We start from the raw sequence: 15,036 nt of genomic DNA, 5'->3' as shown, positions 1-15,036 counted from the left end.
GGTGAAATAATGGAAGATATCATCAATTTGAGTGTATTTGAAGTGATTATTCGTTTATTAGCAGCAACGGCTCTCGGCAGTTTGATTGGTTATGAAAGAGAATTAAAAGGACATGATGCTGGTTTAAGAACACATATGCTTGTTTGTATCGGTGCAGCTATTTTATCAATGGTGCAGATGCGGGCAACTTATGAGACCATCGAAATCGTCCGTATGAACCCTGACTATGCTCAAACCATTTCTACCGACATTACACGTCTAACAGCACAGATCGTGAGTGGGATTGGTTTTCTCGGGGCCGGAACGATCATCATTACGAAACGCAACGTCAGCGGATTAACAACAGCTGCTTCTATTTGGGCCACAGCTGGTCTTGGAATTGCTATTGGCATGGGATATTTTGTCATTTCCTTTTCTGGTACTTTGATTATTTTGTTGGTTTTAAGATTGATCAGGCGAATCTTTAAAGTCCCTGACGATAAGTTGGTTAAAATCCAATATTTGAATCATTCACAGACGAAACAGTTGATCGAGGATTATTTTAAGCAGCAAAAAATCGATGTTTTTGATGTAGAGTACAGTGTTGATAAAGACATTGATCGCAATCACATAATTTATACAAATTACTATACTTTAAACTTATCAAGTGATGATCCCCCTATTTCAAAGGTCGTAGATGACCTTTCCAAACTTTCTTCTGTGATTCATATCTCTTCACAATGGACAATTGAGGACCAATAGGTAAAAAAACGACTGTACCGGCATTAGACCTGTACAGTCGTTTTTTTAAAGGGTTATTTTCTTTTGCTTCCAGTAGCGCTCATTTGCGATAAACAATAGCAAACCGATAACCGTCAACGCTAAGCCTGTTAACAAGAAAGGCGTCCGATACGTCAAAACGACCTCAGAATGGCCCGCGGTTAATGGGATGCCGACAAAACCGATATTGGTCTTTATCGTGTCGACTTTTTTGCCATTGACCGTCGCCTTCCAACCATCTCCATATGGAATAGAAGTCGTTAAAATGGCAGGCTGTTGCTGATCGATCGTCCCCTCGATCCGATCGTTTTCAAAAGTCGTCAGCTGTAGTTGATGTTCTTTTTTCTCTGCTACTTTTGCTTGATATTCAGGATCTTTCGGCAAAGCATAAATCGTAATATTATCCAATTCATACAATCCCGGTTCATCAAAGGTGATCACGAATTTTTCATCCGGATCGACCTTTTCCTGATAGCCTAGATTAAATAGCATCTTATCTCGGAACATATATGTGCTAAAACTCAACTCATCCGATTGAAAAATAGATTTGTTCCGTTGACCGAAAGCAACATTTGCCGTGTAACTCGTCTTTTCTCTGGCGATCGAGTCTGTTTGTTCAGGATGATAGTGCAATCCTTCTAAGTGAACATAGATTTCTGCATTTTCCAACTCTTGTTGATTTTTAACGCTTAGTTCAAAAGAGCCTTCTCTATCTTTCACGCGAACTTTGTTATTTCCTACTGTATCCAAGCTGCTGTCTTCCACGATCACATCGAATGGCAGTTCTTTGACCCCCAAGTCTTGATCAAATGGTTGCAGTTGGCTGACATCTGTTTCTTTTTCATCTACCACGACCCCATAAGAAAGAAAAGCATCTTTTTCAACTGGATTCAGCTTTTCAAAGTCTTCTGTGGACAAATAAGTTTCATTGGCATAAGCGAAAGGATAAGCCTCTTGTGTTTCCGCTACTAAATGCGGATGCTCACCCGTTGTTCGATGGATCACTTGATACCCTTCCGGCAAGTAGTTTTCATTTTCAACTGGCGTAACAATATACCGCACCCCTAATAAATGATTGATGATACGACGATCGTCAAACCCATTACGGACCGGTTGGATCAGCTGAAAAGCTCCAGATTCCAACTCACGCGAAAATTCCGCTACATAACCGTTCGTAATCGAAAGATAAGACGTCATTCCCATGCGGTCCAAATAGATGAGATGGTTACGAATGTCCCGGTCTTTAGCCGTCAATCCCATGCGAAAAACATCTCGATCAACTTGAGGAATAACATTTTCTGCTCCATCAAAAGTCTGCTCATACGTTTGATCGGCTGTCCCATAGTCTAGCAGCGTTTCAACCGTATTTTGACCACTTGGGTAATAATAATCCATTGCATTGATCACTAAGTTCAAGCTCAACAAAAGGAACAGACCAAGAGAGACCATTTTTTTCCTTTTTGTTGTGAGAGATTCACGCGTATTGGCACCGATCAGCAATAACCACATTCCAGCCGCACACAAAATGGGTGCAAACATCACAGAACGAATCGGACTGACTTTCCTTTCCAACACAGCAACCAACAAAAAGATGGCTAGCGAAAAGCCCATCATTTTTAAGTCGTTTTTACGCAAATCAAATCGGTGATCATAAAGTCTCCCGGCTGCTAAGCCTAGAAACAGCGGAATAGCAAATGACCAGCGATTAAATGGTCCAGACATCCCGTTCATGATCGAGCCGAATGCTGGCAGCAGCAGCATAACCAAAAATACCGATAGTATCCAAGGCAAGTAACTAAACCACTTCCGTCTGGTGATAAACAGCGGCAAGATCAATATCGTGACTGATGCAAATCCCATGACGGTCCATAAGTAACTATCTGGAATAAACAGATTACGAACCATCACAATATAATACTGCAGGGGGTAAATGGACAGCCCTCCTGCAAATTCACTTGCTTCGCGTGAAGAATGCAAAAAGCCCCAAATGATTGGTACCAGTACGACTGCCGATAACAATAGACCAATCACGTAAGAATAAAGTGCTCGCCAAACATATTGAAAAAGGTGTTTGAAAGAAATAAACCCATTCATATAAAAATAACGGACGAGTGCATAAATGAATACCAGTAAGGTCAGCATGTAAAAGAAATAGAAATTGCTGACTGCACTGATAAAGACGACCAGTATAAACAAGCGATTCGACTCATTCCGCAACATCTTTTCCATTCCTAAACATAACAACGGCAAGAAAATCATCGGTGTTAAAAAGAAAGGATGACGTGTCACATTCAAGATGACATAAAAAGTAAAGGTATAAACGATTGATCCAAACAAGCCGCCGTCAGCGTACAGCCCTATTTTCCGAGCAAAAAAAAGAAAAGCTAAACCGATACAGTATACTCTTAATAAGATCAAGAAGTGAAAGGCAAACTCCATCAAATGCTCAGGAAAAAAGACGCCTAAATAAGCAAACGGGTCTCCAATCACATAATAACCATACGATTGGATCATATCTGCTCCCAAACCGTTTGTCCAGTCCCACATGGGGATTCCTTCAAGTGGGTGGCGCAAAAAGTTTTTCAGTATCTCTGCATAATCTTTGAACAATAAATAGTGTTGCGTAAAACCATCACTTTGCCAAATAAAAGAAATACCATTTATCCAGAAGTAACTATAGATGGCAACGATCAAAGCTAAAAAAATCCCTGTATATAGCATAATCGTTTTTTTCATCGGCCATTTTTGCTGCGATGCAGCAGAAAATCCATTTAACATCATTTTTCCTCCAACTTTTTGTCGTTTGCTGTCCAGCAAATCATTTAAAAATAAAGAATTTGCTGAAAAAGTAATTCAAAACAACAACGATAAATTGTGTCAGAATTTTTGAAATATTCGTGTCGATTTGTAAGAAATCAACCAGTACCCACATACTCAGCATGTCAAAAACACCGGAAACGGCTCGAAAACCAACAAATAATAAGAACTCTTTCAGCCAATCTCTTAGGGTTTCAGACTTTGATTTAAACACATATCTTTTATTCGTGAAGAAGGCAAATAAGATCGATACGATGATGGCGATCAAGTTGGCCACTAAATATTGCATGTTCAACACTGTGTCTAGTAAAAAGAATGCGACGATATTCACGACAGTTGTCAAACCGCCGAAAACTAAATAACTGATCGCTTCTTCATATTTTTTCAATAATTGCTTGATTTTTTCCATTGCTTATTTCCCAACACTTTCTGTATCCGTCTTCTGTTCTTTTTCAACTGACAGCTTTTTCTCTTTTGATGATTCTTGCACAAAGTATAGCGGCCGCCCTTTTGTTTCCACAAACACACGCCCTAAGTATTCACCAATGACACCCAAAGAAATCAATTGGATCCCGCCTAGCAAGAGAATACCAGCAAGCATGGAAGGATAACCGGCAACATCACTGCCATAAATCAATGTTTTCCCGATTTCGATCAACAAGTAGACAAACCCCAACAATGAAATAATCGTTCCAATGATCGACCACACTTTTAATGGCAGCGTACTGTAAGCTGTAATGCCATCAATCGCTAGCAGCCACAAGGAAGACAATTTCCATTTCGTTTCACCGCCAGCTCTCGGCTCTGCCACATAGCTGATTTCCTTTTTCTTAAAGCCGATCCAAGCGTACATCCCTTTTGTGTAACGTGCCTGTTCTCGCAACTGCTTTAAGGCATCAATACATTTACGGTCTAATAAACGGAAATCACCAGCATTGGGATAAATACGTTCTTTGGTAACTTTCTGCAGCATTTTGTAATACAGTTTAGACGTCAGCTTTTTCAAGCCGCTTTCGCCTTTACGTTCTTCACGCGTTGCGTAGACATCATCGTAGCCTTGTTCCCACCAGTAGATCATTTCCTCGATCGTTTCAGGCGGCTGCTGCAGATCGGCATCAATGATCACTACTGCGTCCCCTTTAGCGTAATCAAAACCTGCTGACATCGCGATCTCTTTTCCAAAATTTCTAGAAAGATCTACATACTGGACCCGCTCATCTTTTTCTGCCAGTATCTTGATCAAATCGATCGTATTGTCCGAACTTCCATCATTAACGAATAAAAATTCGAATTGATAACGAGACAGTTTGCTGCAAGTCTGACTTAAGACTTCATGCATCTGCTCAATGACTTCACTTTCGTTATATGCAGGAATCAATATCGTTATCCTTTTCATCAAAAAAAACCTTCCTTTACTTCAATGGATCCATTTTTTTCAGACTCCTATCACCCCAGTATAACGTAAGAGAGAAATTTCGTCTATTCTGAACCTTATATAGATAGTGTCCATTAATTGTTGGGAAAAATTTTTACACTTATGCCGACGATGTTTTCTATTTTTACTTTTTTTAATAAGCCATCCTATTCGCAGGGTAGACACTTCGCTTTTGCCAAGTAGAACCGAAAGAAAGAGACCCGTCAGCTGTGCAGCACCAAAAGTTAGATGTTTGGTCTATCTTTTGGAAACGACCACAGTAAGCGAGTCTCCCCCTATTTTCCCTTATTTACTTTGTCATCCCTACTTTTGTGATAAAAGCCAAACACTCAGCTATCCGCATTTATCTCTTGGCAAGATTGCCTTACCATGATTTGGTGCGGCAAGATTGTTTTGACGGCTAGCGTCTGTGTCTTTTCGACCAGTCCAATCAGCTGAGACACGGTTTGAGCAGTCAACGAATCAATATGCAACTCAACCGAAGTTAACTCCGGCTGTGATTTTTCAGCAAAAATCGAGTTGTTAAAGCTGATGATCGACACATCTTTTGGAATTTTCAATCCAAAGTTGCTGAGTAAGTAAATGGTATTCAGTGCAATCAAATCATCACTCGCCACAATGCCCGTTGGAAAATCTGCAACATCAAATAATTGCTGGATTTTTTCTTGGTATTGATCTTCAGGCAACGTCACATCTATGATCAAGTTAGGATCCATTTCTAAACCGGCCTCTTTTAGCGCTTGTTCATATCCTTCCAACCGTTCATAAATTACCATTTGTTCTCTATCTTCGCCCATAAAAGCGATTTTTTGATGCCCTAGCTGGAGCAGATAATTTGTCGCATCTTTTCCGGCCGTTCTATTATCATTATCCACATATAGCATATCATTTTCATACTTATATGGTTTTCCGATCATCGCGTACGGCAGCTTTTCTTGATGCAAATATTCAATAATAGGATCATCTTTTTTTGAATAAAGCACAATAAAGCCATCCGCTCGTCCGCCTTCTGCCATCGTTTGAATGCTTTCCAACAACTCTTCTTCCGTCATGCCTGAAGCGATCGCTACCATGTATTTTTTCTCGTTACACGCTTTGCTGATACCGCGGATCATTCTGAGAAAGAAGGTATTCTGAAAAGCTTTCCCTTCCGATACAGGCAAAACGATCCCAATCGTTTGAGTCGTTTTACTGGCTAAACCGCGTGCCGTTAAATTCGGTCGGTATCCCAATTCATCCATGACTTGTCGGACATTTTGTTTCGTCTTTTCACTGATGCTTGGTGAATTTTGCAGCGTACGGGAAACAGTCGAAGTGGCTACTCCAGCTTTTTTTGCTACATCTTTTATGGTAATCGCCATTCCTACACCCCTTTCTCTTCTTTTTTATCCAGCCGTACTTTCAGCAAACGGTAAATTTGTAAGCTGTCTGATAACGGTATTCTTGATGCGGTGCAATCACGATCGAGCGAAAAGCCGAATGGTGGACTGCATCGGGTAATTCTTGCGTTTCTAGAGCAATCCCACGATGACTGCTCATCTTTTCTCCAGCAACCATATAGTCTTCTTCCATATTGGTCGTTGAAAATACAACCACAGCATCTCGGTCTGTTTGAATCGATAAGCACCGGCCACTTTCCGGATCTTCCAACGCAATGTGCTTTGTGCCCTCTAACTTAAAAGGGGTGTCGTAGCCTGCTGGGTGTTTCTCTAAAGCTTTTCCCATTTGAATGGGTTCTCTAAAATCAAATGCCGTATCAGAAACAGGCAACAGTCTTCCAGTCGGCAGCTTTTCTGCATTCGTTTCTGCATAAGCGCTGGCTTCGATCTGCAAGGTGTGGTTTAAAATTTTGTTCTTTACGTTTCCACTTAAGTTAAAGTACGTATGGTTCGTAGGATTAAACAAAGTTTCTTGATCAGTTTGCGCTAGAATGTCCATTTCCCAAACATTTTCGTTTGTCCAATAGTAGATAACTTTTACACACAGATTTCCTGGATATCCATTATCTCCATGAGGGCTATCCAAAGAAAATTCGATACCTATTTTATGATGATCTTCTACTACCCGGCTTTTCCATACGCGATGACTGAAATTAGCAGTACCGCCATGAATGTGATGCTCGCCTTCATTTTTTGTCAACTGATGATCTTTCCAAGAAGCACGCGCAATGCGACCAGCTACTCTGCCGACAAGAGCGCCAAAATAAGGTGAATCTTTCACATACTGATCAAGGGAATCAAAACCGAGCACGACATTTTCCATTCGACCTTCACGATCTGGAACTTCAATTGCGGTTACTACCGCTCCATACTCCATGCACCGGAATATCGCTCCTTGATCATTTGTTAGTGTATAGGAAAAAACTTCATGCCCATCGACATGTCCCCATGAGCTTTTACGAATGTTCAACCGTTTCCCTCCACACACGTTCTACTAAAGCTGCTGAAAGAGAAGCTGTATCCGGCACAACTGTTGTCGCTTTTTGTAAAGTTTGTTCGTTTCCTACTCCAATCGAAACCATACCGGCTGCATTGATAGCGTCTACGCCGGCTGCTGCATCTTCTATACCTACGCATTCTTCTGGTTTAAAGCCCAAATCTTGCGCGCCCGTCAAGAAAATTTCTGGATCTGGTTTGCCAGCTTTCAATTGAGCAGGGTCGACGATTTCATCAAATGTATCTTTAAGACCGAGCTTTTCTAAAATCATCGGACCGTTTTGGCTGGCAGAAGCCAAGCCTAAACGCATCCCTTTTGCCTTTAATCCCGAAATCAGATCATTGATTCCTGGAAGAATGTCTTCAGGCGTCATTTGCTGGATCATGGTTTTATACAAATCATTTTTTTCTGTTGCCAATGCAAGCTTATCTTCCTCTGAGTAGGCGTCTAATTTGCTCCCTTTTGCCAAAATACTCTCTAGAGAGTCCATGCGGCTGATACCCTTCAATTGCTCGTTAAACGCTTCATCGATCTCAATTCCAATTTTTGCAGCCAATGCTTTCCAAGCTTTGTAATGGTAAACAGCAGTGTCTGTGATCACACCATCTAAATCAAATAATACAGCTTTCATCTTCTTCACGCTTCCTTCCTCATGTTGATCAGTATGTTCGTTACTAAACAGCAACTGTTTTGCAAGTGTATACTTGCTTCAGTAAAACAGCTTCATCGTAAACCGCCATGTCTAGCGGCTCACCTTCTAATAATGCTATCTTCACTTCATCACTTGTTACCGATACTTTTAACAAACGATCGCGATAATTGATATGGAAAGCATAGTTTTGCCAGTTCTTAGGCAAATACGGTCTAAAGGATAAGCGTCCATCAGTCGTTTTCATTCCTGCGAATCCTTGAACGATCGTCAGCCAGCTTCCCGTCATAGAAGTGATGTGTAAGCCATCTTCGGTATCATTATTATAATTATCCAAGTCTAAACGTGCAGTTCGTTCATAAAAAGCAACCGCTTTGTCCATCTTTTTAAGATCAGCAGCCAAAATCGCATGAATACTTGGTGATAGACTTGATTCATGAACAGTCATAGGTTCATAAAAATCGAATTGGCGCTCGATCTCTTCAGTTGAGAATTCATCTCTAAAGAAGTAGAGGCCTTGCAAAACATCTGCCTGCTTGATGAATGGCGAACGCAAGATCTTATCCCAAGACCAGTTCTGATTCAATGGCAGCTCAGCAGGATCTAACGCGCTGACTGGCCGCAAGTCTTTATCAAGGAAAGTATCATGTTGAACGAAGATGCCTTGTTCTTTGTCATAAGGATAATACATTTTATTGATAATGTCTTGCCATTTGTCCAGTTCTTCTTCGCTGATATGAAGTTCTTCTTTTTTCAGCGGTGCCAATGGGAGTACTGATAGTGTGTAACGCAATGTCCAAGCTGCCATTTTATTTGTGTACCAGTTATTGTTTACGTTATTTTCGTACTCATTCGGTCCTGTAACACCGTGGATCATATATTGATCTTTCGTCCGATGATAATGCACACGATCGGCCCAAAAACGGCTGATGCCTACTAAGACATCTAATCCTTTTTCTTTCAAATAGGTTTCATCGCCTGTATAGTTCGTGTAGTTGTAGATCGCATGTGCCATTGCGCCATTCCGGTGGATCTCTTCAAAGGTGATTTCCCACTCGTTGTGGCATTCAACACCTGTAAATGTGACCATTGGATACAATGCACCTTTCAATCCTTGCTGACGCGCATTGTGCTCAGCTTCTGGCAACTGATTGTGACGATACGTCAATAAGTTTTTGGTTACGCTTTGATCGGCTAAAGCTAAATAAAGGGGAACGGCATAAGCTTCTGTATCCCAGTAAGTGGCACCGCCATACTTTTCACCTGTAAAACCTTTTGGTCCAATATTTAAGCGGTAGTCTTCACCATAATAAGTGGAGAATAATTGGAATAGATTGAAACGAATGCCTTGTTGCGCAGCTGGATCTCCACCGATTTCAATATCCGCCTTTTGCCATCTTTCCAACCATAACGTTTGATGACGTCTTTTCAATTCGTCAAAGGATAAAGCATCTACTGCCTGACTGATCACTTGGCTTTGTTGTTCTACCTTTTCTGGATCATAGTCGCGAGAAGTTGTGAGCACGACCCGTTTTTCGATCGTTGCCGATTGTCCTGGTGTTAAATTACCACTATACGTTTCAGAAACTTTCATCGGCGTCAGCACTTCACCCGTTTTTTCAACATGCGTTACGCGGTTCGTCATCGTTGCTCCAACAGTGAATTGTTCAATGCCAAAGTCATTTGGTTTGGTTTCGATCACCAGTGTATTCGCTTTTGACGCAACAGGCAGCCAGAATTTTTCTTCATAATTGGCATCTTCATTTGTGACATCACCGTCTAATGCAGGTATCAATTCTACATCGATCGTGTCAGATAAACTCGTCACCGATAAACGAATGGCACACAATTCTTTTTGATCCAAACTAACAAAACGTTCTACATTAACAGCTGCTTTTTTACCTTTTTTGTCTATCACATAACGTCGATTCAACAGACCATGCTGCATGTCCAATTCCATTTCAAAGTCCGTTATCGTATCTGTATACAGATCAACTTTTTCACCATCGATCACAATGTCCAACTGAATGAAGTTCATTGTATTGATCACTTTACCAAAATATTCTGGGTAACCGATCTTCCACCAGCCTACTCGCGTTTTGTCAGGGTACCAGATGCCGCCTATGTAACTTCCTTGATGATGATCTCCTGAGTAAGTTTCTTCGAAGTTGCCGCGCATGCCCATATATCCGTTTCCAATACTAGTTAAGCTCTCTTGCAATCGGCGTTCTTTTTTATTCAACAGTGTAGTTTTTACTTTCCATTCATCAATATCAAACAATCGATTATCTGTCATTTCTTTTCCTCCTGATTCATTGAATGGCATAGGGATCCTCCCTGCTGCTTTCAATTTCTCTGTTATTCAACGTCAGTCTATACGCAAACGGTTGCATTGTCAATTCAAAAATCGTTTTTTTATCTACGCTCTTCTCTTTTTGCTCCAAAAACCGCTTATCCTCGCGATTCAACAATTCTGTTATCGGTAACAAGTTTCTTCTTAGCATAAACAACAGAAAAACGCTTGCATTTTCTGTTGAATAAACGTATATTTAAGGCAAACGTTTGCATTATTTATTTTTTAACGGAACAAGAAGGAGAGGTTTTTAAAATGAAAAAGTTTTTTTCATTTGATTTTTGGCAAAAGTTAGGAAAAGCATTGATGGTCGTAGTGGCCGTGATGCCAGCCGCAGGATTGATGATCAGTATTGGAAAAATGATCACTATGTTTGGTGGAGATTTATTCCTTATCGGTACAACTGGCGGCGTAATGGAAAGTTTAGGTTGGGCCATCATTGGTAACCTACATATCTTATTCGCTGCAGCAATCGGGGGTTCATGGGCAAAAGAAAGAGCTGGCGGTGCTTTCGCAGCGCTATTAGCATTTATCCTGATCAATGTAACTACAGGTGCATTATTCGGTGTAACATCTGAAATGCTGACAACAGAAGGTGCAACAACGCATACTTTGTTTGGCAGCGAGATTTTGGTAGACGGTTACTTTACTTCTATCTTAGGTGCACCTGCGTTGAACATGGGGGTATTTGTAGGGATCATTGCTGGATTCGTCGGCGCAGTCATCTTCAACAAGTATTATAATTACCGCAAACTTCCTGAAGCCCTTTCTTTTTTTAATGGAAAGCGTTTTGTTCCATTTGTCGTTATTCTATGGTCAGTGATCATTTCGCTTGTCTTAGCTGTTGTTTGGCCGATCATCCAAACAGGTATCAACAACTTTGGACAATGGATCGCTACTTCAAGTGAGACAGCTCCTATCTTTGCGCCATTTGTTTATGGTACATTAGAACGTCTTCTACTGCCTTTCGGTTTGCACCATATGCTGACGATCCCAGTCAACTATACTGCACTAGGCGGAACTTATACTGTATTGACCGGATCTTCTGCCGGTACACAAGTTTTCGGACAAGATCCTTTGTGGTTAGCTTGGACGAGTGACTTGGTCAACTTGAAAAACGCTGGAGATACAGCTGCTTATAACAATCTTTTGGCTTCCGTGACACCTGCCCGCTTTAAGGCCGGACAAATGATTGGTGCTGCCGGAACATTGTTGGGAATTGCATTTGCAATGTATCGTCGTACAGACAAAGACAAACGTTCTAAGTACAAATCTATTTTCTTTTCTGCCGGTTTAGCTGTTTTCTTGACAGGTGTGACAGAACCGCTTGAATTTATGTTTATGTTTGCTGCTCCTGCTTTATATGGTATTTATGCAGTGATTCAAGGTTTGTCTTTTGCGTTAGTAGATATCATCAACTTACGTGTTCACTCGTTTGGTATTCTTGAATTCTTGACCCGTATTCCAATGTCGATCAATGCGGGGTTATTAGGAGATGTCATCAATTTTGTTCTTTCTTGTGTGATTTTCTTCTTACTTGCTTATGGTATTTCTTATTGGATGATCGGAAAATTCAACATCGCTACTCCAGGTCGTCTTGGTAATTACATTGATGAATCTTCATCAGAAACAACTGATGATGAAGAAACAAACGCAGCCCCAACAAACGAAACAACGAATGCGCAAGTGGCTGGGATCATTGAAGCATTAGGCGGAAAAACAAACATTTCAGATGTAGATGCTTGTATGACACGTTTGCGTGTAACCGTCAAAGATCCAGAAGCTGTCAAAAACGAAGAAGATTGGAAGAAGTTGGGCGCTCTTGGTTTGGTTAAAAAAGGTACAGGTATCCAAGCTATTTATGGACCTAAAGCCGATATTTTAAAATCAGATATTCTCGACGAATTAGGGGTATAGAAATTGAAATTGCTAACATTGAACACACACAGCTGGATGGAAGAAGAGGCACTTGAAAAGTTGACGTTCTTATGTGAAGCAATCGCTGCGCAGCAATTTGATGTGATCGCTTTGCAAGAAGTGAATCAATCGATTGCTGCTCCTTTAGTAGAGCAGTCGAGGTTGCTTTCTTTTGAAGAGGCAAACAAAGAACATCCCATCAAAGAAGATAACTTTGCGCTACTTTTACAGGAAAAACTTCGTGAAAAGGGAATTTCTTACTATTGGACTTGGGAACCTTCTCATGTTGGGTATGACCGCTACGATGAAGGTTTGGCTCTATTGAGTTTGAATCCGATTGAAGAAGTTTCCTCGTTTTTTGTTTCAGAAAATAAGTCCTATGATAATTACAAGAGCCGCAAAGCCCTTGGCATCAAGTCAAAAGGGCATTGGTACTTCAGTCTGCACCTTGGTTGGTGGCAAGATGAGGAAGAACCCTTTTCAAGCCAATGGGAAAAAGCCCAAAAAGTTTTTGAATCATTATCAGGTTCGATATTTCTAATGGGGGATTTCAACAATCCAGCCGACCAAAAAGAAGAAGGATATGAGAGAGTTTCACAACAATGGTTCGACACTTACATGCTTGCTGAAGAAAAAGATAACGGCTTTACTGTTGCAAAGGCAATTGATGGATGGACAGATAATCAAACAGGTTTGCGAATGGATTATATCTTTTCGAATCATCCTGTTCCAGTGATTTCCTCAAAGGTGATCTTCAACGGACATCACTATCCAGTCGTTTCTGATCATTTCGGTGTTGCAGTTGAAACAAATGAAGCATGCTAAAACAGCTCTGTCATACTGATAACGACGATCAATAACACTGCAATGAACGGCCTTCTATGCTCTGTTCGGCATAGGTGGATGAATGTTTCAACCTTTCATCGCCTACTATTTTTTCAGACCGGCTCATTTAGTCATTTAGGTAATCACTCTAGGGATTTCCTCCTTGGAGGCACAACATACTGTTTTTTTCTATTTGTTATCGTATTAAATAAAAGTAAACACACAAATAATGACGAATCGCGATAGTATCAATTAATGGTTGGAAAAAAGTTTTCGCACTTGTGCTGATCATGTTTTTTATTTTTGGTTCTTTTTTATTTTTAAATAAGCGTTGATACATGCAGGGCAGACACTTCACTTTCCGCGGGCGAACCGCGAGCCTCCTCGAACGGCACTGTGTTTCGTTCTGTGGGGTCTCACTTGGTCCGCTGTTCCCGCAGGAGTCTACGTGTCGTGCACCTGCTTATTTAGAGAAGCTATTTTAAAGAGTGCCACGAAAAATCAACGGCCTAAGTCACATAAACGTAAAGAATAATTGCGTTTTTTTACCAGCTTCAATAAGGGGTACAGTAGAAGCTTCCAAATAATGGGTTCTTCCTCTTCTAATGTTGGTAAAGAAATTTTCTTCGGTCGATGGGCTACTGATAGAAAGCCATAAGAACACATTGGTGCTGACCAACATTAAATATTGTAAAACCAAAAAAAGATAAAATGAAAAAGCAAAAAGGAAACAGTATTACCTGTTCCCTTTTTGCTTTTTTTGGTCGCTTCGCATTCTTTTTAGTTGAGCTGTGAAACACAGAAAGCTATGTCTATCTTATCCTGTCCGCACAACCGCTTCGCTGGGATACTTGCGTTGTTCCTGCGTTAATGCTCGATCTCTTTCGGGGTTGCTTCGCATCCTTTTTTTAATGTGTGGCGCCGCGCCGATTGCTTTTAGGTCTTCTTTGCCGTCGTAGGCTACGATGGCTTCGATAGCGGCTGTTAGGCCTTTTGTCATGTCTGTCAAGCTCATTGCTGGTTGGCCTGGTTTGTTGATCACTTGTTCTGGGATGAACGGTACGTGAATAAAGCCGCCTTTGATGTTCGGGAATTCTTTGTCGATCATATATTGTACTTGATACATGATGTGGTTGCAGACAAATGTTCCGGCTGTGTTAGACACGCCGCTTGGAATGCCAGCTTCTCTTACAGCAGTGACCATTGCTTTAACAGGCAATTGTGTAAAGTATGCTGATTCACCGTCTTCATGGATCGGTTTGTCGATTGGTTGGTTTCCTTCGTTATCTGGAATGCGTGCGTCATCTACATTGATGGCTACACGTTCTGGAGAGACTTCGAAGCGTCCGCCAGCTTGTCCAATACTAAGGACAACATCTGGTTGGAAGGCTTTGATCGCATTCCGGACCGTTTCTGCTGATTTATCAAAAACTGTTGGAATTTCTAATTTTTCGATTTCTGCACCAGCTATGCGATCCTCTAGTCCTTTTACTGCTTCTAGTGCTGGGTTGATGCTTTCTCCACCAAATGGATCAAATGCGGTTACTAAAATTTTCGGCTCTATAATATATAGTGTTGGTGGACCAATCGGTTCACTGGCACTATTTTTTGTTTTTAAATGAAAAAAGACCAGTGAACTCCTATAATTAAGTTACCACACAAAAGAATAGGAGAATTCACATGGCCTACACTCATTCTATAAAAAAATTGCTCAATATTAAAGACCCAAATGTTCAATTAGCTGAAGTTCCCGTTACAAAGGAAAAGAAAAAGGATCAAGAATATCTGGTAGTACACGGAAAATTGACCTATCGACCTTCCTGCTGTAAACTTTGCGGCGTCAAA

The 15,036-nt window shown here is 40.9% G+C and carries 9 protein-coding genes and 2 pseudogenes; 3 read left to right on the top strand and 8 right to left on the bottom strand.

What is annotated here, in order from left to right; genetic code table 11:
- The first annotated feature begins 9 nt into the window (after positions 1 to 9).
- A complete protein-coding gene (locus tag BM057_RS07985; protein WP_047390579.1) occupies positions 10 to 741 on the top strand; it encodes an MgtC/SapB family protein in 732 nt (243 codons plus the stop codon).
- A 45-nt stretch (positions 742 to 786) separates the two neighbouring features.
- Here BM057_RS07985 and BM057_RS07980 read toward each other — a convergent pair whose 3' ends face one another.
- The 7 genes from BM057_RS07980 to BM057_RS07950 all read right to left on the bottom strand — a co-directional run bounded on the left by BM057_RS07980 (position 787) and on the right by BM057_RS07950 (position 10,422).
- On the bottom strand, positions 787 to 3,537 hold the full coding sequence (locus tag BM057_RS07980) for a YfhO family protein (protein WP_092092766.1): 2,751 nt from the start codon (positions 3,535 to 3,537) through the stop codon (positions 787 to 789).
- A 40-nt stretch (positions 3,538 to 3,577) separates the two neighbouring features.
- Positions 3,578 to 3,976, bottom strand: coding sequence for a GtrA family protein (locus BM057_RS07975; RefSeq protein ID WP_177186207.1), 399 nt, complete (start codon positions 3,974 to 3,976; stop codon positions 3,578 to 3,580).
- A gap of 12 nt (positions 3,977 to 3,988) precedes the next feature.
- A complete protein-coding gene (locus BM057_RS07970; RefSeq protein ID WP_092092762.1) occupies positions 3,989 to 4,972 on the bottom strand; it encodes a glycosyltransferase family 2 protein in 984 nt (327 codons plus the stop codon).
- A 368-nt stretch (positions 4,973 to 5,340) separates the two neighbouring features.
- A complete protein-coding gene (locus BM057_RS07965) occupies positions 5,341 to 6,372 on the bottom strand; it encodes a LacI family DNA-binding transcriptional regulator (protein ID WP_092092760.1) in 1,032 nt (343 codons plus the stop codon).
- 40 nt (positions 6,373 to 6,412) lie between these two features.
- Positions 6,413 to 7,420, bottom strand: a complete 1,008-nt coding sequence (locus BM057_RS07960; RefSeq protein WP_245741885.1) for an aldose epimerase family protein — start codon at positions 7,418 to 7,420, stop codon at positions 6,413 to 6,415.
- Positions 7,407 to 8,078 carry a beta-phosphoglucomutase gene (gene pgmB, locus BM057_RS07955; RefSeq protein WP_092092756.1) on the bottom strand — a complete coding sequence of 224 codons (672 nt, stop codon included), beginning with the start codon at positions 8,076 to 8,078 and terminating at the stop codon, positions 7,407 to 7,409. Before pgmB ends, BM057_RS07960 begins: the two co-directional genes overlap by 14 nt.
- Before the next feature lie 43 nt (positions 8,079 to 8,121).
- Complete coding sequence (locus BM057_RS07950) at positions 8,122 to 10,422, bottom strand: glycoside hydrolase family 65 protein (RefSeq protein WP_281246069.1); 2,301 nt, start codon at positions 10,420 to 10,422, stop codon at positions 8,122 to 8,124.
- 282 nt (positions 10,423 to 10,704) lie between these two features.
- Here BM057_RS07950 and BM057_RS07945 point away from each other — a divergent pair.
- Both BM057_RS07945 and BM057_RS07940 read left to right on the top strand, forming a co-directional pair.
- A pseudogene (locus BM057_RS07945) lies at positions 10,705 to 12,357 on the top strand (PTS transporter subunit IIBC); the annotation flags it as partial.
- Positions 12,358 to 12,369: 12 nt separating this feature from the next.
- Entirely contained in the window at positions 12,370 to 13,191 is an 822-nt protein-coding gene (locus BM057_RS07940) for an endonuclease/exonuclease/phosphatase family protein (protein WP_092092751.1), read from the top strand.
- Between the two features lie 913 nt (positions 13,192 to 14,104).
- On the opposite strand, the pseudogene pcp reads toward BM057_RS07940, so the two are convergent.
- Positions 14,105 to 14,755: pseudogene (gene pcp / locus BM057_RS07935) on the bottom strand (pyroglutamyl-peptidase I); the annotation flags it as partial.
- Positions 14,756 to 15,036 lie beyond the last annotated feature (281 nt).

Origin of the sequence: Pisciglobus halotolerans, from assembly GCF_900113675.1 — a bacterium.
In the GTDB taxonomy this organism is placed as follows: domain Bacteria; phylum Bacillota; class Bacilli; order Lactobacillales; family Carnobacteriaceae; genus Pisciglobus; species Pisciglobus halotolerans.
The sequence above is the reverse complement of the archived record's forward strand: the minus strand, read 5'-3'. Positions and strand labels throughout refer to the sequence as shown.

What these genes read in the sequence shown, in the direction of transcription:
- BM057_RS07970 (WP_092092762.1), bottom strand. Translation starts at nt 4,972, where the DNA reads ATGAAAAGGATAACGATATTGATTCCTGCATATAACGAAAGTGAAGTC.
- BM057_RS07965 (WP_092092760.1), bottom strand. Translation starts at nt 6,372, where the DNA reads ATGGCGATTACCATAAAAGATGTAGCAAAAAAAGCTGGAGTAGCCACT.
- BM057_RS07985 (WP_047390579.1), top strand. Translation starts at nt 10, where the DNA reads ATGGAAGATATCATCAATTTGAGTGTATTTGAAGTGATTATTCGTTTA.
- BM057_RS07980 (WP_092092766.1), bottom strand. Translation starts at nt 3,537, where the DNA reads ATGTTAAATGGATTTTCTGCTGCATCGCAGCAAAAATGGCCGATGAAA.
- pgmB (WP_092092756.1), bottom strand. Translation starts at nt 8,078, where the DNA reads ATGAAAGCTGTATTATTTGATTTAGATGGTGTGATCACAGACACTGCT.
- BM057_RS07950 (WP_281246069.1), bottom strand. Translation starts at nt 10,422, where the DNA reads ATGCCATTCAATGAATCAGGAGGAAAAGAAATGACAGATAATCGATTG.